This window comes from Klenkia brasiliensis (assembly GCF_900100695.1).
Lineage (GTDB): Bacteria > Actinomycetota > Actinomycetes > Mycobacteriales > Geodermatophilaceae > Klenkia > Klenkia brasiliensis.
On the sequence record NZ_FNCF01000005.1, the window covers coordinates 151,591 to 174,064 of the forward strand.

Consider the following 22,474-nt stretch of genomic DNA (forward strand, 5'->3'; position numbering starts at 1 on the left):
TCGCCCGGTGCTGGACGCACGACGGGCCGGATCCGTGGAGGATCCGGCCCGGTCGGTGCGTGCCCCCGGCAGGATTCGAACCTGCGCCCCTGCCTCCGGAGGGCAGTGCTCTATCCCCTGAGCTACGGGGGCTCGTGTGGTGGGGAAGCGAGCAGAACGCTAGCAGCCGCTCACGGCGCCGGGAGCGGGGACCCCCCGCGGGCGGCGAGCATGCTCGCCATGGTCGTGGTCTCCGCGGTCTGGGTGGCCACGATGGAGCCCGCCAGCCCCCGGACGACGGCCTCGGAGGCGTGCGCCTGCCCGTACTGGGCCATCTCCAGCCCGCCCTGGTGGTGCCGGATCATCAGCTGCAGGAACAGCACGTCGAAGTCGTTGCCCGTCGCCGCCCGCAGCGCGGTCAGCTCGTCGTCGGTGGCCATGCCCGGCATGAGCCCGTCCGAGGAGTGGTCGTGCATGGACGACCCCATCCAGGACATGTCGTTCGGGCCGGTGATCGGCAGGCCCCACAGGGTCAGCCAGCCCTGCATCCGCCCGACCTGGTTGAGCTGGGTCTGGGAGATGTCGAAGGCCAGCGACAGCACCTCGGGGTCGGTGGTGCGCCCGGGCGCCAGGTTGGCCATCTCCACGGCCTGCAGGTGGTGGTGGGACATGTCCAGGGAGAACCCGGCGTCCACCGAGTCCGCCGCCGGGGTGTCGGTGCGCCCGATGCCCAGGGCGACCGCCAGCCCGCCGCCGATGACCAGCAGGCCGGCCGCGATCACCGCGACGAGCACGGCGGCCAGCCGGCGCCGGGGCCGCGGGGCGGGCGCCTGGTCGGCCAGCTCGCCGGCCGGCCGGTCGGTCAGGGTGGAGGACATCTCGATCACCTCGGTCAGGCCGGGCACGGGGCCCGGCCCGGGTCAGGGGCCGCCGTCAGGGGGCCGTCAGGGGGCCGTCGTGGCGGTGGGCTCGGCGGTGGGCTCGGTCGAGGCCGTCGAGGGCGCGGCCGAGTCGGTGGTGGGGGCGTCGCTGTTCCCGATCGGCTCGCTGCTGGCGTCGGCGGGTAGGGGGTTGGCGGCGAAGTCCGGGTTCTGGCAGCTGGCGCCGACCTCGGGGTAGAGGGAGGTGCCGTCCTCGTCGGTGCCGTAGGTGAAGAAGTCCACGTACTGCTGGATGCGGGGGTCGTCGACGGAGTCCACGCCCAGCCGGTGGTTCCAGGACTCCAGGCTGATCGGGGTGCCCAGGTCCGAGGAGGACAGGCCCGCGTAGGGGGACAGCATCAGGCCGGAGTTGCCCTGCACGATGTCGGCCAGCGTCGAGATGTCGTCCTGGCTGAGCACGTCGGGGTCGTAGGTGATCCACACGGCGCCGTGCTCGAGGGAGTGCACGGCGTTCTCGTGCCGGATGTCGATGTCGTAGACGGTGCCGGTGCAGTCGGCCCAGAACGGGTCGTGCGGGCCGCCGACCGGCGGGTTCTCCTCGTAGGAGACGTTCTCGGTCACGTGCTGCTGGCCGGCGGCGTAGTCGAAGGCCTGCACGCCCTGGATCTGGTCGGCGGCGGTGATCCGGTTCTCGTTGCTCTTGTCCACCGCGTAGACGGCGTAGCCGATGACCGCGCCGGCGAAGACGACGACGGCGACGGCGGCGGCGATGAGGCCCCACGGCTTGGGCTTGGCGACGGCGGCCTGCTGCGGCCGGGTGCGCCCGCCCTGGCCCGACGCGCCTCGTCCCTTCCCGCCGGGGCGGGAGCCGGTGCCGCGGGCGGACGCGCCCTTGCCCAGCCCCGAGCCGGTGGCCTGCCGGCCACCGGCGCCCTTGCCGGGCGTGCGCCGGGCCGGGGCGTCCTTCTTCGCGGCGGCGTCGTCGGGCGTGCGGTCCTCGGGCAAGGCCTCTCCAGGTGGGTCGTGGGTCCGGCGCGTCCGCGCCCGGTCACCGGTGGGACGGCCCAGCGGGAGCCCGTCCGGCGCGCGAGTCTAGGTGCCGCACCTGTGCGGGACCGGGACGTGAGGACCCCCACAGGGGCCCCGGGGTGTGCAACGTCGCGGGGAAGTCGCTGGTTCCGGCCACCTACGATCACCAGGTGACACCCGAGCAGCTCAGTGCCCTCGTCCGTGCCGTCGTCGGCGGGGCCGTCGAGCGCGGGGCCCTGTCCGTCGACGTCCCCGCCGACGTCGTCGTGGAGCGCCCGCGCAACCCCGAGCACGGCGACTACGCGACCACCGTGGCCCTGAAGCTGGCCAAGCAGGCCGGCCGCCCGCCGCGCGAGGTGGCCGAGGTGCTGGCCGCCGACCTGCGCGAGCAGCCGGGGATCGCCCGGGTCGACGTCGCCGGCCCCGGCTTCCTCAACATCACCTTCGCGCAGGGCGCCCTGGGCCGCATCGCCGTCGACGCGGTGACGGCGGGGGAGGCCTACGGCCGCACCGACGCCCTGGCCGGCCAGCGGGTGAACCTCGAGTTCGTGTCGGCCAACCCGACCGGCCCGGTGCACATCGGCGGCACCCGGTGGGCCGCGGTCGGCGACGCGCTGGGCCGGCTGCTCACCGCCAGCGGCGCCGACGTCAGCCGCGAGTACTACTTCAACGACGCCGGCTCCCAGATCGACCGGTTCGCGCGCAGCCTGGTCGCGGCCGCGCACGGCCGGCCCGCGCCCGAGGACGGCTACGCCGGTGACTACATCGGGGAGATCGCCGGGCAGGTCGTGGCCGCGGAGCCCGGGGTGACCGAGCTGCCCGCCGCCGAGGAGCAGGAGCGCTTCCGGGTGCGCGGCGTCGAGCTCATGTTCGCCGAGATCAAGGCCTCGCTGGCCGAGTTCGGCGTCGTCTTCGACACCTACTTCTCCGAGGCCACGCTGCACGCCTCCGGTGCGCTGGAGAAGGTGATCGGCACGCTGCGCGAGCGCGGCCACGTCTACGAGGCCGACGGCGCCACCTGGCTGCGCACCACCGAGTTCGGCGACGACAAGGACCGGCCGCTGGTCAAGAGCGACGGCGACTACACCTACTTCGCCGCCGACTGCGCCTACTACCAGGACAAGCGGGACCGGGGTTTCGACCGGGTCGTGATCATGCTGGGTGCCGACCACGCCGGCTACGTCGGCCGGTACAAGGCGCTGGTGGCGGCGCTGGGCGACGACCCGGCGCAGAACCTGGAGATCCTGCTCGGCCAGCTGGTCAACCTGGTCCGCGACGGCCAGCCGCTGCGGATGAGCAAGCGGGCCGGCACGGTCATCACGCTGGCCGACCTGGTCGAGGCCGTCGGCGCCGACGCCGCCCGGTACGCCCTGGCCCGGGCCTCGGTGGACCAGCAGATCGACCTGGACCTGGACCTGTGGAGCACGCAGGCCAGCGACAACCCGGTCTTCTACGTGCAGTACGCGCACGCCCGGATCTGCTCGCTGCTGCGCGGCGCCGCCGACCTCGGCATCGACCTGGGCACCGCCGACACCGTGGACGCCGCCCAGCTGGCCCACCCGCGCGAGGTCGACCTGCTGCGCGCGATCGCGGAGTTCCCCCGGGTGGTCACCGCCGCCGCCGAGCTGCGCGCCCCGCACCGGGTGGCCCGCTACCTGGAGGAGCTGGCCGGCACCTACCACCGCTTCTACGACGCCTGCCGGGTGCTGCCCCGCGGCGACGAGGAGGCCACGGCCACCACGGTCGCCCGGCTGTGGCTGTGCTCGGCCACCCGCACGGTGCTGCGCAACGGCCTGGCCGTGCTCGGCGTGCACGCCCCGGAGCGGATGTGAGGGCGCACCCGGCGGGGCCGCTGCACGGGAACATCACCCCGCCCTCGGCCGCCGGCGCGCCCCCGGCCTCCCTCGGCCACCTCGACGCGGCGGTCTGGCCCCGCGGGGCGGCCCGGGTCGACGGCGAGCTGCACCTGGCCGGCCGGCCGGTGACCGAGCTGGCCCGCGAGCACGGCACGCCGCTGTTCGTCCTCGACGAGGCCGACTTCCGCGGCCGAGCCGCGGACTTCCGCGAGGGCTTCGCCGGCGCCGACGTGCACTACGCCTCCAAGGCGTTCCTGTGCGGTCAGGTCGCCCGCTGGGTCGCCGAGGACGGGCTGCACCTGGACGTCTGCAGCGGCAACGAGCTCTCGGTCGCGCTGGCCGCCGGGTTCCCGGCCGACCGGATCGCGCTGCACGGCAACAACAAGTCCCTCGTGGAGCTGGCCCTGGCCGTCGACGCGGGCGTGGGCCACGTGGTGCTGGACAGCTTCGACGAGGTCGACCGGCTGGTCCCGCTGGCCGCCGCCCGGGTGGCCGCCGGGGGAGCACCGGTGTCGGTGCTGGTGCGCACCACGGTGGGCATCGAGGCGCACACCCACGAGTTCATCGCCACCGCGCACGAGGACCAGAAGTTCGGGTTCTCCCTCGCCACCGGGGACGCCCTGACCGCCGCCGTCCGGGTCATCCGGGAGCCCGCGCTCGAGCTGGCCGGGCTGCACAGCCACATCGGCTCGCAGATCTTCGACACCCAGGGCTTCGAGGCCGCCGCGCACCGCGTCGTCGGGCTGATGGCCCAGGTCGAGCAGGCCACCGGCGTGGTGCTGGGCCAGCTCAACCTGGGCGGTGGCTTCGGCATCGCCTACCTCGCCGACGACGACCCGGTCGCCCCGGCCGACGTCGCAGCGCGGATGCGCGCGGTGGTCGCCGCCGAGTGCGCGGCGCTGGGCCTGCCGGTGCCCCGGCTGGCCGTCGAGCCCGGCCGCGCGATCGCCGGCCCGGGCACGGTGACGCTGTACGAGATCGGCACCATCAAGCCGGTCCGGCTGGGTGCCTCCGGTGCCCCGGGGACGCCGGGTGTGCGCAACTACGTCTCGGTCGACGGCGGGATGAGCGACAACATCCGCACCGCCCTCTACGACGCCGCCTACACCTGCGTGCTGGCCAACCGGGTCTCCGAGGCCCCGCCGGCGCTGTGCCGGGTGGTGGGCAAGCACTGCGAGAGCGGCGACGTGCTGGTGCGCGACCTGTGGCTGCCCTCGGACGTCGTCCCCGGTGACCTGCTCGCCGTGGCCGCCACCGGGGCCTACTGCTGGTCGATGGCCTCGAACTACAACTACCTGCTCAAGCCGCCGGTGGTCGCCGTGCGGGACGGGGTGTCCACCGAGGTGGTGCGGCGTCAGACACTGTCCGACGTGTTCGCCCTCGACGCCGTCCTCGCCGACGTCCCCGCGCCCGCCGTCCCGCCGTCGCAGCCCTCCGTGGGGGTGGCGTCGTGAGCGGCGCGCCGCTGCGGGTCGCGCTGCTGGGCTGCGGCACCGTCGGCTCGGCGGTGCTGCGGCTGCTGGCGGAGCAGGCCGGGGACATCACCGCCCGCGTCGGGCGGCCGGTCGAGGTGGCCGGGGTTGCCGTCCGCCGGCCCGACCGGCACCCCGGCGTGCCCGCCGAGCTGCTCACCACCGACGCGCACGCGCTGGTCACCCGCGACGACGTCGACCTGGTCGTCGAGGTCATCGGCGGCATCGACCCGGCCCGCGAGCTGATGCTCGCGGCGTTCTCGGCCGGCAAGAGCGTGGTCAGCGCCAACAAGGCGCTGCTGGCCGACGACGGGGTCGCGCTGCACGCCGCGGCCGCCGAGGCAGGCGTGGACCTGTACTACGAGGCCGCCGTCGCCGGGGCCATCCCGCTGCTGCGCCCGCTGCGCGAGTCGCTGGCCGGTGACCAGCTGACCCGGGTGGTCGGCATCGTCAACGGGACGACGAACTACATCCTGTCCCGGATGGCCGAGACCGGCGCCGGGTTCGCCGAGGCCCTGGCCGAGGCCACCGAGCTGGGCTACGCCGAGGCCGACCCCACCGCCGACGTCGACGGCTTCGACGCCGCCGCCAAGGCCGCCATCCTGGCCTCGCTGGCCTTCCACACCCCGGTGACCGCCGCCGACGTGCACCGCGAGGGCATCGCCGCGGTCAGCGCCACCGACGTCGCCCGGGCCGCCGAGATCGGCTGCACCGTCAAGCTGCTGGCGATCTGCGAGAAGGTCGAGGGGGAGCGCGGTGCCTCCGTCGCCGTCCGGGTGCACCCGGCGATGATCCCGACCTCGCACCCCCTGGCCTCGGTCGGCGGGGCGTTCAACGCGGTCTTCGTCGAGGCCGAGGCCGCCGGCCAGCTGATGTTCTACGGCCAGGGCGCCGGTGGCGAGCCCACCGCCTCCGCGGTGCTCGGCGACCTGGTCGCGGTGGCCCGCAACCGGGTGGCCGGGGTCGCCGGGCCGGGGACGACGGCCTACGCCGGGCTGCCGGTCGCGCCGATGGCGGATACCCCGACGCGGTACCACGTCAGCCTCGACGTGGCCGACGTCCCGGGCGTGCTGGCCCAGGTCGCGCAGGAGTTCGCCGCGCACGACGTGAGCATCTCCACCGTCCGCCAGGACGGCGCCGGCGAGGCCGCGACCCTGGTGATCGTCACCCACCGTGCCCCCGACTCCGCCCTGTCTGCCACGATCTCCCGGCTGCGCGAGATGCCGGCCGTCCGGGCCGTGACCAGCGTGCTGCGCGTGGAGGGACTGGCATGACCGCCGCTTCGCCGTTCTGGCCGGGGCTGATCGAGGCCTACCGTGACCGGCTGCCGGTCACCGCGTCCACCCCGGTGGTGACGCTGCAGGAGGGCGCCACCCCGCTGGTGCCCGCCCCCGAGCTGTCCCGCCGCACCGGGTGCGACGTGTACCTGAAGGTCGAGGGCGCCAACCCGACGGGGTCGTTCAAGGACCGCGGCATGACGATGGCCATCACCAAGGCCGTCGAGGAGGGTGCCCAGGCGGTCATCTGCGCCTCCACGGGCAACACCTCGGCCAGCGCCGCGGCCTACGCCGCCCGCGCCGGCCTGGTCTGCGCCGTCCTCGTCCCGCAGGGCAAGATCGCCACCGGCAAGCTCGCCCAGGCGCTGGTGCACGGCGCCAAGCTGCTGCAGGTGCAGGGCAACTTCGACGACTGCCTGGCGCTGGCGTCGAAACTGGCCATCGACTACCCGGTCAGCCTCGTCAACAGCGTCAACCAGTTCCGCATCGAGGGCCAGAAGACGGCGTCCTTCGAGATCGTGGACGTGCTCGGCGACGCCCCGGACATCCACTGCCTGCCGGTCGGCAACGCCGGCAACATCACCGCCTACTGGCAGGGCTACCGCGAGTACGCCGACGACGGCCCGGCGACCCGGCGGCCCCGCATGTTCGGGTTCCAGGCCGCCGGCGCCGCCCCCATCGTGAGCGGGTCCGTGGTCGAGAACCCCAGCACCATCGCCACCGCCATCCGGATCGGCAACCCCGCCTCCTGGACCAAGGCGCTGGCCGCCCGCGACGAGTCCGGCGGGCGCATCGACGCCGTCACCGACCGCGCGATCCTGGCCGCCTACCGGCTGCTGGCCCGCACCGAGGCGGTCTTCGTCGAGCCCGCGTCGGCCGCCTCGGTCGCGGGCCTGCTGCAGGTCGCCGAGGCCGGGGAGCTCGAGCCCGGTCAGCGGGTGGTCTGCACGGTCACCGGCAACGGCCTCAAGGACCCGGAGTGGGCGATCTCCGGGGCACCCGCGCCGGTCACCGTCCCGGTCGACGCCGCCGCTGCCGCCGCGCAGCTGGGCCTGTGACCGGCCCCGCCCCGGTGCGCATCCGCGTACCGGCCACCAGCGCCAACCTCGGCCCGGCCTTCGACAGCGCCGGCCTCGCCCTGGCCGTCTACGACGAGGTCGAGGTCTCCGTCGCCGACGGGTACTCCGTCGAGGTCGAGGGCATCGGCGCCGCCGACCTGCCCCGGGACGAGTCCCACCTCGTGGTGCGCGCCTTCCAGGCCGCCTGCGACGACCTGGGCTGGCTGCCCCCCGGCCTGCGGCTGCACGCCCGCAACGCCATCCCGCAGGGGCGCGGGCTGGGGTCGTCCGCCGCCGCCGTCGTCGCCGGGATCCTCGCCGCCTGGGCGCTGTGCCCGGCGGTCACCGGCATCGACGACGAGCGCGTGCTGGCCCTCGCCGACGTCATCGAGGGCCACCCCGACAACGTCGCCGCCTGCCTGCTCGGCGGGCTGACCCTGTCGTGGTCGGACGCCGAGGGCGCCCGCGCCACCTCCCTGGCGGTCGACCCCCGGGTCACCCCCGTGGTCTGCGTGCCCGACGCGACGCTGTCCACGCACGTCGCGCGGGCGCTGCTGCCGCCGACCGTGCCGCACGGCGACGCGGCCTTCAACGCCGGCCGCGCAGCGCTGCTCGTGCACGCGCTCACCGCCGCGCCCGAGCTGCTGCTGCCGGCCACCGAGGACCGCCTGCACCAGGACCAGCGCGGGCCGCACATGCCGGCCACCGCCGCCCTGGTCGGCGACCTGCGCGACGCCGGCCACGCCGCCGTGGTCTCCGGCGCGGGCCCCAGCGTGCTGGTGCTGGGCGCCGAGCCCGACCACGTGCCGCTGGTGCGCACCGTCGTCCCCGAGGGGTGGCAGGTGCTGGACCTGCCGGTCGAGCCGCGCGGCGCGCGCGTGCGGCACGGGGCCGTGCACGAGAACGGTGCTGTATCGTCCTGACCTGCCTGGGACGGCACCGGGGACAGCCGGTGTTGTAAGGCACCGCCAGTCGTGTCTAGGCTGGCTGCACAGCCGCCCTCGGGCGAGCACCACGCGAGACGTACCCGACGCGCCGAACCGCCGTCCTCCGCCTCGCTCCCCACAGACCCACCCCTCCTCGGTCCCGCCCGGTCCTCACCCGGGCGAACCCGAGAGGTCCGGGGGTCATCTCCTGCGCCAGGAGGCGCGGGTCACCGCAGGGAAGGACCTGTACGTGAGCGAGACCACCTCCCTGGTCGACGACGCCCCGACCGGGGACGCCGCGGCCGCAGCCGGGAAGCGCCGCCGCGGCGCCGGCCTGTCGGGCATGCTGCTGCCGGAGCTGCAGCGCCTGGCCGCCGAGCTCGGCATCCCCGGCACCGCCCGGATGCGCAAGAGCGACCTGGTCGCCGCCATCTCCGAGCGGCAGGTCGGCGCCCCGCGCGCCACCGCCCCGGCCGCGGACGCCCCGGCCCCCAGCGCGCCGGCCGACAGCACCCCGCCCGTGACCGGCGCGGCCGCGACCGAGGCAGCCGGGACAACGGCCGCCGCGAACACCGCGGTCGACAGCACCCCGGCGACCGCGCAGGCGCCCGCGCCGTCGACCGGCACCCAGGACGCAGGCACCGCCGAGTCCGGCGCGCCCGCGCCGACCACCCGCCGTCGCCGGGCCGCGAGCCGCCCGGCCGGTGCCCCCGTCGCGGCCGAGCAGCCCGCCGAGGCGCCGGCCGACCGTGCCGACCAGGACCGTGCCCCCCAGGGCCGTGCCGACCAGGGGCGTGCCGACCAGGCCCGCACCGAGCAGGGCGGCGCCGACCAGGACCGTGCCCCCCAGGACCGTGCCCCCCAGGGTCGCGGCGACCAGGACCGCGCCCAGGCCCGTGCCGAGCAGCGCGACGAGGACGGCGGCCGCCCGCAGCGCAGCCGCGGCCGCGCGCGCACCGAGCGGGCCGACCGCGACGACGCCCGCGAGGGCGGCGAGGCCCGCACCGACCGTGGCGAGCGCACCGACCGGTCCGAGCGCGACGACCAGGACCGCGACGACCGCGGCGGCCGGACCCGCACCCGCAACCGCGGCGAGGACCGCGACGGCGGCCGGGACCAGGGCCGCGACCGCGACCAGGGCCGGGACAACGGGCGGGACGGCGGCCGCGAGCAGGGCCGCGACCGCGACGAGGACCGCGACACCGGCCGCGACCGGAACCAGGGCCGTGACAACGGCCGGGACAACGGGCGGGACGCCGGGGACGACGACCGCGGGCGCGGCCGCAACCGCAACGACAACCGGGGCGAGCGCACCGACAACCGCACCGACGGGCGCGTCGACACCCGGGACCAGGGCCGCGACACCCGCGACGACGAGGACGACGACGACTTCGACGGCAACGGCCGGCGTCGCGGTCGCCGCTACCGCGACCGCAACCGGCGCGGCGGCACCCAGGGCGGGCGCGACCGCTACGACCAGGGCGAGCCCACCGTCGCCGAGGACGACGTCCTGCTGCCGGTCGCCGGCATCCTCGACGTGCTGGACAACTACGCCTTCGTCCGCACCTCGGGCTACCTGACCGGGCCCAACGACGTCTACGTCTCCCTGTCCCAGGTGCGCCGCTACGGCCTGCGCCGCGGCGACGCCATCACCGGTGCGGTCCGCCAGCCCCGCGAGGGCGAGCGCAAGGACAAGTACAACGCGCTGGTCCGGCTGGACTCGGTCAACGGGCTGGACCCCGAGCAGGCCCGCACCCGCCCGGAGTTCACCAAGCTGGTCCCGCTCTACCCCCAGGACCGGCTGCGGCTGGAGACCGAGCCGCACCTGCTCACCACCCGGGTCATCGACCTGGTCATGCCCATCGGCAAGGGCCAGCGCGCGCTCATCGTCAGCCCGCCCAAGGCCGGCAAGACCATGGTGCTGCAGGCGATCGCGAACGCGATCACCACGAACAACCCCGAGTGCCACCTCATGGTCGTCCTGGTCGACGAGCGGCCCGAGGAGGTCACCGACATGCAGCGCTCGGTGAAGGGCGAGGTCATCGCCTCGACCTTCGACCGGCCGCCGTCGGACCACACCACGGTCGCCGAGCTGTCGATCGAGCGGGCCAAGCGGTTGGTCGAGATGGGCCACGACGTCGTCGTCCTGCTCGACTCCATCACCCGGCTGGGCCGCGCCTACAACCTGGCGGCCCCCGCCAGCGGGCGCATCCTGTCCGGCGGCGTGGACTCCACCGCGCTCTACCCGCCCAAGCGCTTCCTGGGTGCCGCCCGCAACATCGAGAACGGCGGCTCGCTGACCATCATCGCCTCGGCGCTGGTGGAGACCGGGTCGACGATGGACACGGTCATCTTCGAGGAGTTCAAGGGCACCGGGAACGCCGAGGTCAAGCTCGACCGCCGGCTGGCCGACAAGCGGGTCTTCCCCGCCGTCGACGTCAACGCCTCCTCCACCCGCAAGGAGGAGCTGCTGATGAGCCCGGACGAGCTGGCCATCGTCATCAAGCTCCGCCGGGTGCTGGCCGGCCTGGAGCCGCAGCAGGCCCTCGAGCTGCTGCTGGGTCAGCTCAAGAAGACCCGCAACAACATCGAGTTCCTCATGCAGGTGCAGAAGACCACCCTGCGCGACGAGCAGCCCCAGGGCGGCCGCAGCTCCTGAGTGTGGGAGACTGGTCGACCGAGCCCCGGCGCAGGCGGAATACCAGCCCGCCGACGACGTTCAACCCCATGCACGGCCGATGGACCCGCCCGGTCCTGGAGCCCACGCGACAGACCTAGAGAGAGGGCGAGGGACATGAAGCCCGGCATCCACCCCGACTACCACGAGACCGCTGTGACCTGCGGCTGTGGCAACACCTTCACCACCCGCAGCACCATCCCCGGCGGCACGCTGTCCGTCGAGATGTGCTCGGCCTGCCACCCGTTCTACACGGGCAAGCAGCGCGTGCTGGACACCGGCGGCCGCGTGGCCCGCTTCGAGAAGCGCTTCGGCAAGCGCACCGCCGGCGCGAGCAAGTAGCACCACCGACGGCGCCCGCGCCGCTCCCCACCGGGAGCGGCGCGGGCGCCGTCGTCATGTCCCGGACCGATGACCAGGAGGACCCGTGAGCGGCACCCCGGACGGCGGCCTGGCCGACCTGCTGGCCGAGCACGCCTCCCTGGAGCTCGAGCTGGCCGAGCCCTCGGTGCACGCCGACCAGTCGCGCGCCCGCCGGCTGGCCCGCCGCTACGCCGCGCTCGCCCCGGTGGTGGCGACGTCCACCGCGCTGGAGGCGGCCCGCGCCGACCTGGGTGCGGCCCGCGAGCTCGCCGACGAGGACCCCGCGTTCGCGGCCGAGGCCAGCGGCCTGGAGACCGAGATAGCCCGCCTGGAGGACCGGCTGCGCGAGCAGCTGCTGCCCAAGGACCCCGACGACGACAAGGACGTCATCCTCGAGATCAAGGCGGGGGAGGGCGGCGCGGAGTCGGCGCTGTTCGCCGGGGACCTGCTGCGCATGTACCTGCGCTACGCCGAACGGCGCGGCTGGGCCACCGAGGTCCTCGACGCCGTCGACGCCGAGCTGGGCGGCTACAAGGACGTCGCCGTGGCGATCAAGGCCCGCGGCGACGAGGGCATCTGGTCCCGGCTGAAGTTCGAGGGCGGCGTGCACCGCGTGCAGCGCGTCCCGGTCACCGAGAGCCAGGGCCGCATCCACACCTCCGCCGTCGGCGTCCTGGTGCTGCCCGAGGCCGAGGAGGTCGACGTCGTCGTCGACCCCAACGACCTGCGCATCGACGTCTTCCGCTCGTCGGGCCCCGGCGGGCAGAGCGTGAACACCACGGACTCCGCCGTCCGGATCACCCACCTGCCCACCGGCACCGTGGTGAGCTCGCAGAACGAGAAGAGCCAGCTGCAGAACAAGGAGTCCGCGCTGCGCGTGCTGCGCTCCCGGCTGCTGGCCGCCGCCCGCGAGGAGGCGGCGGCGACGGCGTCGGACGCCCGGCGCAGCCAGGTCCGCACCGTCGACCGCAGCGAGCGGGTGCGCACCTACAACTACCCGGAGAACCGCATCTCCGACCACCGCGTCGGGTTCAAGGCGCACAACCTGGACGCCGTGCTGGACGGCGACCTGGACGCCGTCGTCGACGCCCTGGTCACCGCGCACACCGCCGAGCTGCTCGAGGCCGGCAGCTGACCCCGCGCGACCTGCTGGCCACCGCCACCCGGCGGCTGGCCGACGCCGGCGTCGAGTCCCCCCGCGTGGACGCCGAGCTGCTGCTCGCCCACGCCCTCGGCGTCCCCCGGCAGCGGCTGCTCACCCTCGCCGACGTCGCCGACCCCGGCCGGTTCGACGACCTCGTCGCCCAGCGCGCCGACCGGGTGCCGCTGCAGCACCTCACCGGCCGCGCGCCGTTCCGGCACCTCGAGCTCGCCGTCGGCCCCGGCGTCTTCGTGCCCCGCCCGGAGACCGAGCTCGTCGCCGGGTGGGTGCTCGACCGCGTCGCCGAGCTGCCGGCGCCGGTCGTCGTCGACCTCGGCACGGGGTCCGGCGCGATCGCGCTGTCGGTCGCCCACGAGCACCCCGGCGCCCAGGTCACCGCCGTGGAGCGCGACCCGGACGCCATCGCCTGGACCCGGGTCAACGCCGCCGCCCGCGCCGACGCGGGGGACACCCCGGTCACCGTGCTGGCCGGCGACATGACCGATCCCGGGCTGCTGACCGACCTCGACGGCGGCGTCGACGTCGTCGTGTCCAACCCGCCCTACGTGCCCGACGACGCGCGGCTGCCCCGGGAGGTCGCCGACCACGACCCGCCGCTGGCGCTGTGGGGTGGTCCCGACGGCCTGGACGTCGTCCGCGGCCTGCTGCGGACGGCGGCCCGGTTGCTGCGGCCCGGCGGGCTGCTGGCGATCGAGCACGCCGACGCGCAGGGCACGTCGCTGCCGGCGCTGGTGCGCGCGCACGGCGGGTTCACCGGCGTGGTCGACCACCCCGACCTGGCCGGCCGGCCCCGGTTCACCACGGCTCAGCTGCAGAACCGCGACGTGTAGCCCTCGCTGCCCGGCACCGAGACGTCCAGGTCCCGGCGCTGCACCGCGACCCGGTCGCCCCGCGCGGCGCAGGCGGACTCGAAGGCGTCGTCGGTGTACTCCACCTCGATGACCCGGTCGCCGTAGGCGTCGGTGTAGACGTCGCACTCGTCGTACACCTGGCACTGCTCGGTCACCGCGTAGTCCAGGCCCAGGGCGGCGCCGTCGAGCTCGGCGGCGTTCTTCTGCGCGATGTCCAGGCCCGCGGCGTGCGCGCGGTCGACCAGCAGCCGGGTCGTGGCCTCGGCGTCGGCGCGGGTGAGCAGGCCCGCCGACCGGGTCCAGCTGTCCAGGTTGTCCGGCTCGACGGCGTCGAACCCGTCCTCGGCGCACCCGTCGATCCAGGAGCCCACGAGCCCGGCGACCCGGTCGCGCTGCTGCGGGGTGGAGATGTCGAGCAGGAACTCCCCGGGCCAGTCCGGGTCCTCCACCCGCGCGCCGTCGGCCGTGTGCAGCAGCAGGTCCTTGGGCACCTCGTCGGTGCCGGGCTGGGTCTGGAAGGCGTTGACGTAGCAGGCCGACCACAGGCCGGGCGCCGGCGCGTCGGTGCGGTCGCGGACCACACCGGTGACGCCGTCGGCCGGCTCGTAGGCGCCCCCGAGCTGGTAGTCCACGTGCAGGCCCCAGGGCGGCCCCGCCGCGTCGTCGTCCGCGGGTGCCGAGCACGCGGTCAGCAGCAGCAGGACCACCAGCAGCCACCCGCGCACGCGTCGCAGCCTAGGTGGGGGAGACTGGGCACCCGTGGCCGACGTCTACGACTGCACCGACCCCGAGCAGCGCGCCGCGGGCATCGCCGCCGCCGCTGCCGCCCTCTCCCGCGGGGAGCTCGTGCTGCTGCCCACCGACACCGTCTACGGGGTGGCCGCCGACGCCTTCACCCCCGACGCCGTCGCCCGGCTGCTCGCCGCCAAGAACCGCGGCCGGCACATGCCGGTGCCGGTGCTGGTGCCCGAGGCCTCGACGCTGGCCGGCCTGGTCACCGTCGTCCCGCCGGACGCGCACGCCCTGGCCCGGGAGTTCTGGCCCGGTGGGCTGACCCTGGTCATGGAGCACACCCCGACCCTGTCGTGGGACCTGGGCGAGTCCGAGGGGACGGTCGCCGTCCGGCTGCCCGACGACGACGTCGCCCGCGACCTGCTGCGCCGCACCGGACCGCTCGCGGTGTCCAGCGCCAACCGGTCGGGCCGGCCCGCCGCGACCACCGCCGAGCAGGCCGAGTACCAGCTCGGCGAGCACGCCGCGGTCATCCTGGACGACGGCCCCCGCGAGGTCGGCGCCCCCAGCACGATCGTGGACTGCACCGGCGACCGGCCGCGGGTGCTCCGGGTGGGCGCCGTGGAGGTCGAGGCGCTGCGCGCGCTCGTGCCCACCCTCGTGGAGTAGCCGACGTCCCGGGCGCACCCGGCCCCGCGGGATACCGTGGGCGCCACCGTCGCCCCTCCCGGCAGGAGCCCGATCCCCCCGTGCGCGAGTACGTCGTCGTCTGCCTCACCGCGGCGCTGGTCACCTACCTGACCACGCCGGTGGTGCGGGTGCTGGCGATGCGGCTGAAGGTGGTCTCCGCCGTCCGCGACCGCGACGTGCACGTCATCCCGACCCCGCGCGGGGGAGGGGTGGCCATGTACGCCGGGGTGGCCGCCGCCGTCCTGGTGGCCAGCCGGCTACCGGCGCTGCAGCGCACCTTCGAGGACTCCCAGACCTACGCCGTCCTGGTGGCCGGCGGGCTGATCTGCCTGCTCGGGGTGCTCGACGACCGGTTCGAGATCGACGCCCTCACCAAGCTCACCGGCCAGATCGCCTGCGCCGGGGTCATGGTGCTGCTCGGTGTGCAGTTCCTCTACGTCTTCCTGCCCTTCGGCAACATCGGCACGCTGATCCTCGGCGACACCGGCGTCCCCCTGACCATCCTCACCACGGTGCTGGTGGTCAACGCGCTGAACTTCATCGACGGCCTGGACGGCCTCGCCGCCGGGGTCTCGGCGATCTCGGCCATCGCGCTGTTCGCCTACAGCTACAACCTCGGCCTGGTCGGCTACGACGACACCGCGTCGGCCCCGGCGCTGATCACCGCGGTGCTGGCCGGGGCGTGCCTGGGCTTCCTGCCGCACAACTTCTCCCCGGCGCGCATCTTCATGGGCGACTCCGGGTCGATGCTGGTCGGTCTGATGCTCTCGGCGGCCGCGGTGTCGGCGACCGGCCGGGTGGACACCCAGAGCTTCGACTCCGCCGCGAGCGTGCTGCCGCTGGCCCTGCCGCTGCTCATCCCGCTCGCGGTGCTCTTCATCCCCTTCGCCGACCTGCTGCTGGCCGTGGTGCGCCGCACCCGCAAGGGCCAGTCGCCCTTCAGCCCGGACAAGATGCACCTGCACCACCGGCTGCTCTCGATCGGCCACTCGCACCGCCGCGCCGTGCTGATCATGTACTTCTGGGCCGCGCTGCTCAGCTTCGGCGCGATCGGGCTGTCCATCTCCGGCGGCCGGGTGGAGCTGCTGGTCGTGGTGGGCACGCTGCTCGTGGTGGGCGTCGTCGTGGTGCTCAGCCCCCGGGCCCGCCGGGCCGAGCGGACGGCGGCGTCGGTGGCCGCCTCGGAGGCCCGGGCCGCGCGCGCGGGCCGCTGGTGGCACCGCCGGCCGGGGCCCCGGCGGCGCCCCGCCGTACCGTCACGGGGAGGAACCACCCCGCCCACCCGCACGCCCGACCCCACCGGAGCACCCCGATGACCCGACCGGCGCCCAGCACCCGGCCGCGCAGCGCCGCCGGGCCCTGGGACCTGTCCTTCCTGCGGGTGGGTGCCCTGGTCACCGGTGCGGTCACGCTGGTCGCCGTCCCCGTGGTCGGGCTGGGCGCGGGCTGGCCGGAGGCGCTGGGCGTCGTGCTCGGCGCCGTCATCACCACGGCGTTCTTCTGCCTGTCCGGCTACGCCATCGCGTGGGCCGGCAAGATCGACGACTCGTTCACCCTGCCCGCGGCCCTGGGCGCCTTCATGGTGAAGATCATCGGGTTCTTCGCCCTGCTGTCGGCCCTGCCCGCCGACGGCGTGCCCGACCGCACGGCGACCGCCTGGGCGGTCGTCGCCGGGGCGCTGCTGTGGAGCGGGGTGCAGGCGCGCTGGGTGTGGACCCGGCAGCTCTACTACACCACCCCGCCGGCACCACCCACCCGACCTGCGGAGTCACCCGATCCGGGCGTTCTGCGACAGCCTGTAGAAGACCCCGGTCAGGCGTCCACAGGCGGCTGATAGTGTCCGATGTGATGGACAGCGCCTCCCCGCAGAACGGTGGCCGCCGACCTGACCCCTCCCCGTCCGCGCAGACGCACCGCAGCGGTGCCGACGCAGGCTGGGGGATCACCGGGACCCTGCTGTCCGGGCTGGTCGTCTGGGGCGGGGCCGGGTGGCTGCTGGACCGCTGGCTGGACACCCGTCTGTTCGTCGTCGTCGGCATGCTCCTCGGGCTGGCGTCGGCCATCTACCTGGTCGTCGTCAAGTACGGTGCGGCCGGCGACGAGCCGGTCAGGATCAGCTCGACCAGCTACAGCAAGATCAGCTCGAAGAGCTACACGACCTACCGCAGGACCCCGGGCGGACGACGGAGCCGGCCACGGGCGCAGCAGATGACGCAGAAGGGACACCGGTGACCTCCAGCGCCTCCGCGCTCGCCAGCGTGCTCGCGGTCGAGAGCGACCCCGGCGGCGGCTTCGTGTCGCCGAGCATCGCCGAGTTCTACCCGCCGGCGCTGGCCGAGTTCTCGATCTTCGGGATCGACTTCACGATCACCCGCATCACGGTGATCTCCTGGATCGCCACCGCCGCGATCCTCGCCTTCCTGGTGCTGGCCAGCCGGCGGATGACCGTGGTGCCGCGCAAGTCCCAGTTCCTGCTCGAGGGCGGCTACTCCCTCGTCCGGGACAACATCGCCCGCGACGTGATCGGGCCGAAGTACAAGCCGTTCGTCCCGTTCCTGGGCGCGCTGTTCTTCTTCATCATCGCCAACAACGCGATGAGCATCATCCCGTTCTTCCAGATCTCGCCGATGAGCAAGTTCGCCTACCCGCTGGTGCTGGCGATCCTGGTCTACATCCTCTACAACGCGGTCGCGATCAAGAACAAGGGTCTGGGGGGCTACCTCAAGGAGGTCGCCGTCCCGCCGGGCGTGCCGCCGGTCTTCCTCATCCTGGTGACGCCGATCGAGCTGCTCCAGGTGTTCATCATCCGGCCGTTCACCCTGGCGGTCCGACTCTTCGCCAACCTGTTCGCCGGCCACATGCTGCTGGTGGTGTTCTCGCTCGGCACGGTCTACCTGCTGGGCAAGGTCGGCGAGAACTTCTCCTTCGTGTTCGCGCCGTTCTCCTTCCTCATGGCGCTGTTCATGACCTTCTTCGAGGTCCTGGTGATCGTGCTGCAGGCCTACGTCTTCACCGTCCTCACCGCCACCTACCTGAACGGAGCCGTCGAGGAGGGCCACTGAGCCCACCCGCGACGCCCGTTCGACCCCCAGACGCACCACCCCGCCAGCCGCCCGGGACCACCCCGGGTGACCGACACAGGAGGAACACCCCGCAATGGACGTTCTCGCGGAGATCTACGGCAGCATCGGTTCCGTCGGCTACGGCCTCGCCGCCATCGGCCCCGGCATCGGTGTGGGCATCGTGTGGGCCGCCTACATCCAGGCGACCGCCCGCCAGCCCGAGTCGGCCGGCCTGACCCGCACCTACGCCTTCCTCGGTGCCGCCCTGTCCGAGGCGCTCGCGCTCATCGGCCTGGTCGTGCCCTTCATCTTCGGCGCCGGCCAGCCCTGATCCCGGCTGACCCCGGCACCGAGACCATCAGGAGGTGACCTCCGTGCACATCTTCGCTGCAGAAGGTGAGCAGAACCCGCTTCTGCCCCCCGTCGGCGAAATCATCGTCGGCCTGATCACGTTCGCCATCCTGGCGTTCGTCGTCATCAAGTTCGTCTTCCCGATGATCGAGAAGACGTTCCAGGAGCGGCGCAACGCGATCGAGGGCGGCATCGAGCGGGCGGAGGCCGCCCAGGCCGAGGCCAAGGCCGCGCTGGAGCAGTACCGCGCGCAGCTGGCCGAGGCCCGCACCGAGGCCGCGCAGATCCGCGACGCCGCCCGCGCCGAGGGCCAGCAGATCCTCGAGGAGCTGCGCACCCAGGCCCAGGAGGAGTCCGCCCGGATCGTCGCCCGCGGCGAGGAGCAGCTCGCTGCCTCCCGCCAGCAGGTGGTCAACGAGCTGCGCGGGCAGATCGGCTCCATGGCCGTGACGCTCGCCGGCCGCGTGGTGGGGGAGTCCCTCGAGGACGAGGCCCGCCGCCGGGGCACGGTCGACCGCTTCCTGGACGAGCTGGACGCCATGTCGTCGTCCACCCCGTCGTCGTCCGGCGGCAGCACGGCCTACGTCCCCGAGGGCGACCGCTGATGCAGGCCGCCAGCCGCGAGGCGCTCGCGCACTCGCGCGAGCGCCTGGCCTCCCACACCGGGGGCCCCTCCGGTGCCCGGTCCGACGGCCAGGGCCTCATCGGCCTGGCCGACGACCTGTTCGCCGTGGCCCACCTGCTCGACGGGCAGGTCTCGCTGCGGCGGGCCCTGGCCGACGCGTCGGTGCGCCCCGACGACCGGGCCGGGGTGGCCGGACGGCTGCTGCGCGGCAAGGTCGGCGACGGCGCGGCCGACGTGGTCGAGACCGTGGCCCGGCAGCGCTGGTCGCGCCCGCTGGACCTGGTCGAGGCCGTCGAGACCCTCGCCACCGACGCGGCGCTGGACGCCGCGGAGGCCCGCGGCGAGCTGGACACCGTCGAGGACGAGCTGTTCCGGTTCGGCCGGATCGTCGACGGCGACCAGGAGCTGGGCCGCCTGCTCGGCGACCCCACCGCCGACCGCACGGGCAAGACGGCGCTGCTGGACCGGCTGCTGTCGGGCAAGGTCTCGCCGGTCACCGAGCGGCTGGTCCGGAACTCCCTGACCAGCCGGCACGTGCACAACGCAGCGAACGCCGTCGAGCGCCTCTCCGAGGCGGCCTCGGCCCGGCGCGGCCAGTCGGTCGCGCACGTGGTCAGCGCCGTCGAGCTGAGCGACGCGCAGCGGCAGCGGCTGACGGGGATCCTCGAGCGGACCTACGGGCGCACCATCGGCCTGCAGGTCCAGGTCGACCCCTCGATCGTCGGGGGCCTGGTCATCCGGGTCGGCGACGAGATCGTCGACGGCAGCATCGCCAACCGGCTGGCAGCGGCCGGCCGGCGCTTCGCCGGCTGACCCCCACCACCACAGACAGAACCTGAGCAGGGAAGAGGACACCCAGGGCCATGGCCGAGCTCACGATCTCCGCGGACGAGATCCGCAGTGCCATCCAGAACTACGTCAGTGACTACAGCACCGACGTCTCCCGCGAGGAGGTCGGCACCGTCACCGAGGCCGGCGACGGCATCGCCCGGGTCGAGGGCCTGCCCTCGGTCATGACCAACGAGCTCCTGGAGTTCGAGGGCGGCGTGCGCGGGCTGGCCCTGAACCTCGACGTGCGCGAGGTCGGCGTCGTCATCCTGGGCGACTTCGCCTCCATCGAGGAGGGCCAGACGGTGCGCCGCACCGGGCAGGTCCTCTCGGTGCCCGTGGGCGAGGGCTTCCTCGGCCGCGTGGTCGACCCGCTCGGCGTCTCGATCGACGGCGGCGGCGAGATCGAGACCAGCGAGCGCCGCGCCCTGGAGCTGCAGGCCCCCTCGGTGGTCCAGCGCCAGTCGGTCGGCGAGCCGCTGGCCACCGGGATCAAGGCCATCGACGCGATGACCCCGATCGGCCGCGGCCAGCGCCAGCTGATCATCGGCGACCGGCAGACCGGCAAGACCGCCATCGCGATCGACACGATCATCAACCAGAAGGCGGCCTGGGCCACCGGCGACCCGCAGCAGCAGGTCCGCTGCATCTACGTCGCGGTCGGCCAGAAGGGCTCCACCATCGCCGGCGTCAAGGCCGCGCTGGAGGACGCCGGGGCGATGGAGTACACCACCATCGTCGCCGCCCCCGCCTCGGACTCCGCGGGCTTCAAGTACATCGCCCCCTACACCGGCTCGGCCATCGGCCAGCACTGGATGTACGAGGGCAAGCACGTCCTCATCGTGTTCGACGACCTGTCCAAGCAGGCCGAGGCCTACCGCGCGGTGTCGCTGCTGCTGCGCCGCCCGCCGGGCCGTGAGGCCTACCCCGGCGACGTCTTCTACTTGCACTCCCGCCTGCTGGAGCGCTGCGCGAAGCTGTCCGACGAGCTCGGTGCCGGCTCCCAGACGGGTCTGCCGATCATCGAGACCAAGGGCAACGACGTGTCGGCCTACATCCCGACCAACGTCATCTCGATCACCGACGGCCAGATCTTCCTCGAGACGGGTCTGTTCAACTCCGGTGTCCGCCCGGCCATCAACGTCGGCATCTCGGTGTCCCGCGTCGGCGGCTCGGCGCAGACGAAGGCGATGAAGGCCGTCGCCGGCCGGCTGCGCCTGGACCTGGCCCAGTACCGCGAGCTGGAGGCCTTCTCCTCCTTCTCCTCGGACCTGGACGCCTCCTCGCGGGCCACCCTGGACCGCGGCCAGCGCCTGGTCGAGCTGCTCAAGCAGGGTCAGTACGCGCCGTTCTCCCTCGAGCGCGAGGTCGTCTCCCTGTGGCTGGGCACCCGCGGCAAGCTCGACGTCGTGCCGGTCGGCGACGTCCGCCGCTTCGAGTCCGAGTTCCTGGACTACCTGTCCCGCGGTGACTCCAGCGCGCTGGACGCCATCCGGACCTCGCTGAAGCTCGAGGACGACACCGCGGCCTCGCTCGAGTCCGCCGTCGAGTCCTTCTACGGCCAGTTCACCACCAGCGACGGCGAGTCGTTGAAGGTGAACGAGCCCGAGGTCGAGGCGATGGACGCGTCCGAGCGCGGCCAGGAGCGCGTCCAGGTCAAGAAGAAGGGCTGACATGGCCGCATCGCTCCGCCAGCTGCGGCGCCGCATCCGCTCCACCCGGTCGACGAAGAAGATCTTCTCGGCCCAGGAGCTGATCGCCGGTGCCCGCATCGTGCGCGCCCAGAACCGGGTCGAGGCCTCCAAGCCCTACGCCCGCGAGATCACCAAGGTGCTCTCGGCCCTGGCGTCGTCGGCGAGCCTGGACCACCCGCTGCTCACCGAGCGGGACAAGCCCGGCCGGGTGGCGGTGCTGGTCATCACCTCCGACCGCGGGTTCGCCGGGTCCTACAACGTCAACGTGCTGCGCCGGACCGAGGAGCTGCTCGCGCTGCTGCGCAGCGAGGGCAAGGAGCCGGTGCTCTACGTGGTCGGCCGCAAGGGCGAGACCTACTACCGGTTCCGCGACCGGCCGATGGTCGACACCTGGACCGGGTTCTCCGAGCAGCCGGCCTACTCCGACGCCCAGGCCGTCGGCAGCACCCTGATCGAGGCCTTCACCGCCGGTGAGGACGACGACACGGGCAACGCCGACGGCATCGACGGGGTCGACGAGCTGCACATCGTCTACACCGAGTTCCGCTCCCTGCTCTCGCAGGTGCCCGTCGCCAAGCGCATGGCGCCCCTGGAGGTCGAGGAGGTGGAGGAGTTCGAGCACGAGCGCGAGGACGCCCAGGCCGGCAACCGGTCCAGCGACGTCCCCACCTCGTACGAGTTCGAGCCCTCCGCCGAGGCGCTGCTGGACGCGCTGCTGCCGAAGTACATCAGCACGCGCATCTACGCGGCGATGCTCGAGTCGGCGGCCTCGGAGTCGGCGTCCCGGCGCCGGGCGATGAAGTCCGCCTCCGACAACGCCGAGGAGCTGGCCAAGAACCTCTCCCGGCAGGCCAACGCCGCCCGCCAGGCCGGCATCACCCAGGAGATCAGCGAGATCGTCGGCGGCGCCGACGCCCTCGTGTCCAGCGGGTCGGACATCTGACCCCCATGTCCACCACCA

The 22,474-nt window shown here is 74.0% G+C and carries 22 protein-coding genes and 1 tRNA gene; 19 read left to right on the forward strand and 4 right to left on the reverse strand.

The genetic code is table 11. From position 1 onward, the window contains the following. Positions 1–60 precede the first annotated feature (60 nt). The 3 genes from BLT39_RS15945 to BLT39_RS23375 all read right to left on the reverse strand — a co-directional run bounded on the left by BLT39_RS15945 (position 61) and on the right by BLT39_RS23375 (position 1,865). A tRNA-Arg gene (locus BLT39_RS15945) sits at positions 61–132 on the reverse strand. Positions 133–170: 38 nt separating this feature from the next. Then, positions 171–857 (reverse strand): DUF305 domain-containing protein, encoded by a 687-nt coding sequence (locus tag BLT39_RS15950; protein WP_091066264.1) that lies wholly within the window; start codon positions 855–857, stop codon positions 171–173. A gap of 66 nt (positions 858–923) precedes the next feature. Continuing rightward, positions 924–1,865: a DUF3105 domain-containing protein gene (locus BLT39_RS23375; protein WP_278247000.1), complete on the reverse strand. Its 942-nt coding sequence runs from the start codon at positions 1,863–1,865 to the stop codon at positions 924–926. Between the two features lie 194 nt (positions 1,866–2,059). On the opposite strand from BLT39_RS23375, the gene argS reads away from it, so the two are divergent. The 9 genes from argS (at position 2,060) to prmC (ending at position 13,510) form a co-directional block, all read left to right on the forward strand. After that, entirely contained in the window at positions 2,060–3,721 is a 1,662-nt protein-coding gene (gene argS / locus BLT39_RS15960) for an arginine--tRNA ligase (RefSeq protein ID WP_091066272.1), read from the forward strand. Further along, positions 3,718–5,199 carry a diaminopimelate decarboxylase gene (lysA, locus tag BLT39_RS15965; protein WP_091065650.1) on the forward strand — a complete coding sequence of 494 codons (1,482 nt, stop codon included), beginning with the start codon at positions 3,718–3,720 and terminating at the stop codon, positions 5,197–5,199. The genes argS and lysA overlap by 4 nt, the downstream gene beginning before the upstream one ends. After that, complete coding sequence (locus BLT39_RS15970; protein WP_091065653.1) at positions 5,196–6,491, forward strand: homoserine dehydrogenase; 1,296 nt, start codon at positions 5,196–5,198, stop codon at positions 6,489–6,491. The genes lysA and BLT39_RS15970 overlap by 4 nt, the downstream gene beginning before the upstream one ends. Beyond that, a complete protein-coding gene (gene thrC / locus BLT39_RS15975) occupies positions 6,488–7,552 on the forward strand; it encodes a threonine synthase (RefSeq protein ID WP_091065657.1) in 1,065 nt (354 codons plus the stop codon). The genes BLT39_RS15970 and thrC overlap by 4 nt, the downstream gene beginning before the upstream one ends. Then, entirely contained in the window at positions 7,549–8,475 is a 927-nt protein-coding gene (thrB, locus tag BLT39_RS15980; RefSeq protein WP_091065661.1) for a homoserine kinase, read from the forward strand. The genes thrC and thrB overlap by 4 nt, the downstream gene beginning before the upstream one ends. A 253-nt stretch (positions 8,476–8,728) precedes the next feature. Next, positions 8,729–11,137, forward strand: coding sequence for a transcription termination factor Rho (gene rho, locus BLT39_RS15985; RefSeq protein WP_091065663.1), 2,409 nt, complete (start codon positions 8,729–8,731; stop codon positions 11,135–11,137). 135 nt (positions 11,138–11,272) lie between these two features. Further along, complete coding sequence (gene rpmE, locus BLT39_RS15990) at positions 11,273–11,497, forward strand: 50S ribosomal protein L31 (protein ID WP_091065667.1); 225 nt, start codon at positions 11,273–11,275, stop codon at positions 11,495–11,497. 85 nt (positions 11,498–11,582) lie between these two features. After that, positions 11,583–12,653 carry a peptide chain release factor 1 gene (prfA, locus tag BLT39_RS15995; RefSeq protein WP_242658473.1) on the forward strand — a complete coding sequence of 357 codons (1,071 nt, stop codon included), beginning with the start codon at positions 11,583–11,585 and terminating at the stop codon, positions 12,651–12,653. Between the two features lie 14 nt (positions 12,654–12,667). Continuing rightward, on the forward strand, positions 12,668–13,510 hold the full coding sequence (gene prmC, locus BLT39_RS16000; protein ID WP_278247003.1) for a peptide chain release factor N(5)-glutamine methyltransferase: 843 nt from the start codon (positions 12,668–12,670) through the stop codon (positions 13,508–13,510). Here the strand turns inward: prmC and BLT39_RS16005 are convergent. Further along, positions 13,486–14,256: an endo alpha-1,4 polygalactosaminidase gene (locus BLT39_RS16005; RefSeq protein WP_207508055.1), complete on the reverse strand. Its 771-nt coding sequence runs from the start codon at positions 14,254–14,256 to the stop codon at positions 13,486–13,488. The genes prmC and BLT39_RS16005 overlap by 25 nt on opposite strands. A gap of 34 nt (positions 14,257–14,290) precedes the next feature. On the opposite strand from BLT39_RS16005, the gene BLT39_RS16010 reads away from it, so the two are divergent. The 10 genes from BLT39_RS16010 to BLT39_RS16055 all read left to right on the forward strand — a co-directional run bounded on the left by BLT39_RS16010 (position 14,291) and on the right by BLT39_RS16055 (position 22,456). Then, complete coding sequence (locus BLT39_RS16010) at positions 14,291–14,932, forward strand: L-threonylcarbamoyladenylate synthase (protein WP_091065674.1); 642 nt, start codon at positions 14,291–14,293, stop codon at positions 14,930–14,932. Between the two features lie 80 nt (positions 14,933–15,012). Beyond that, a complete protein-coding gene (locus BLT39_RS16015; protein ID WP_091065677.1) occupies positions 15,013–16,269 on the forward strand; it encodes a glycosyltransferase family 4 protein in 1,257 nt (418 codons plus the stop codon). Then, positions 16,266–16,787, forward strand: coding sequence for a Cg1360 family ATP-synthase-associated protein (locus BLT39_RS16020; RefSeq protein ID WP_242658475.1), 522 nt, complete (start codon positions 16,266–16,268; stop codon positions 16,785–16,787). The genes BLT39_RS16015 and BLT39_RS16020 overlap by 4 nt, the downstream gene beginning before the upstream one ends. Before the next feature lie 14 nt (positions 16,788–16,801). After that, positions 16,802–17,185 carry an AtpZ/AtpI family protein gene (locus BLT39_RS16025; protein WP_091065681.1) on the forward strand — a complete coding sequence of 128 codons (384 nt, stop codon included), beginning with the start codon at positions 16,802–16,804 and terminating at the stop codon, positions 17,183–17,185. Then, positions 17,182–18,015, forward strand: a complete 834-nt coding sequence (atpB, locus tag BLT39_RS16030) for a F0F1 ATP synthase subunit A (RefSeq protein ID WP_091065683.1) — start codon at positions 17,182–17,184, stop codon at positions 18,013–18,015. The genes BLT39_RS16025 and atpB overlap by 4 nt, the downstream gene beginning before the upstream one ends. A gap of 94 nt (positions 18,016–18,109) precedes the next feature. Beyond that, the gene (gene atpE, locus BLT39_RS16035) at positions 18,110–18,346 is read left to right on the forward strand and encodes an ATP synthase F0 subunit C (protein WP_091065686.1); all 237 of its coding nucleotides are present in this window, start codon (positions 18,110–18,112) and stop codon (positions 18,344–18,346) included. Between the two features lie 34 nt (positions 18,347–18,380). After that, positions 18,381–18,971 (forward strand): F0F1 ATP synthase subunit B, encoded by a 591-nt coding sequence (locus BLT39_RS16040; protein ID WP_242658476.1) that lies wholly within the window; start codon positions 18,381–18,383, stop codon positions 18,969–18,971. Next, positions 18,971–19,804 (forward strand): F0F1 ATP synthase subunit delta, encoded by an 834-nt coding sequence (locus BLT39_RS16045; RefSeq protein WP_091065689.1) that lies wholly within the window; start codon positions 18,971–18,973, stop codon positions 19,802–19,804. The genes BLT39_RS16040 and BLT39_RS16045 overlap by 1 nt, the downstream gene beginning before the upstream one ends. 50 nt (positions 19,805–19,854) lie before the next feature. After that, a complete protein-coding gene (gene atpA / locus BLT39_RS16050) occupies positions 19,855–21,492 on the forward strand; it encodes a F0F1 ATP synthase subunit alpha (protein WP_091065693.1) in 1,638 nt (545 codons plus the stop codon). Position 21,493: 1 nt separating this feature from the next. Further along, positions 21,494–22,456 carry a F0F1 ATP synthase subunit gamma gene (locus BLT39_RS16055; protein ID WP_091065695.1) on the forward strand — a complete coding sequence of 321 codons (963 nt, stop codon included), beginning with the start codon at positions 21,494–21,496 and terminating at the stop codon, positions 22,454–22,456. The last annotated feature ends 18 nt before the right edge of the window (positions 22,457–22,474 follow it).

What these genes read in the sequence shown, in the direction of transcription:
- atpE (WP_091065686.1), top strand. Translation starts at nt 18,110, where the DNA reads ATGGACGTTCTCGCGGAGATCTACGGCAGCATCGGTTCCGTCGGCTAC.
- BLT39_RS16020 (WP_242658475.1), top strand. Translation starts at nt 16,266, where the DNA reads ATGACCCGACCGGCGCCCAGCACCCGGCCGCGCAGCGCCGCCGGGCCC.
- rpmE (WP_091065667.1), top strand. Translation starts at nt 11,273, where the DNA reads ATGAAGCCCGGCATCCACCCCGACTACCACGAGACCGCTGTGACCTGC.
- BLT39_RS16025 (WP_091065681.1), top strand. Translation starts at nt 16,802, where the DNA reads ATGGACAGCGCCTCCCCGCAGAACGGTGGCCGCCGACCTGACCCCTCC.
- BLT39_RS15950 (WP_091066264.1), bottom strand. Translation starts at nt 857, where the DNA reads ATGTCCTCCACCCTGACCGACCGGCCGGCCGGCGAGCTGGCCGACCAG.
- thrC (WP_091065657.1), top strand. Translation starts at nt 6,488, where the DNA reads ATGACCGCCGCTTCGCCGTTCTGGCCGGGGCTGATCGAGGCCTACCGT.
- BLT39_RS16055 (WP_091065695.1), top strand. Translation starts at nt 21,494, where the DNA reads ATGGCCGCATCGCTCCGCCAGCTGCGGCGCCGCATCCGCTCCACCCGG.
- BLT39_RS16045 (WP_091065689.1), top strand. Translation starts at nt 18,971, where the DNA reads ATGCAGGCCGCCAGCCGCGAGGCGCTCGCGCACTCGCGCGAGCGCCTG.
- atpA (WP_091065693.1), top strand. Translation starts at nt 19,855, where the DNA reads ATGGCCGAGCTCACGATCTCCGCGGACGAGATCCGCAGTGCCATCCAG.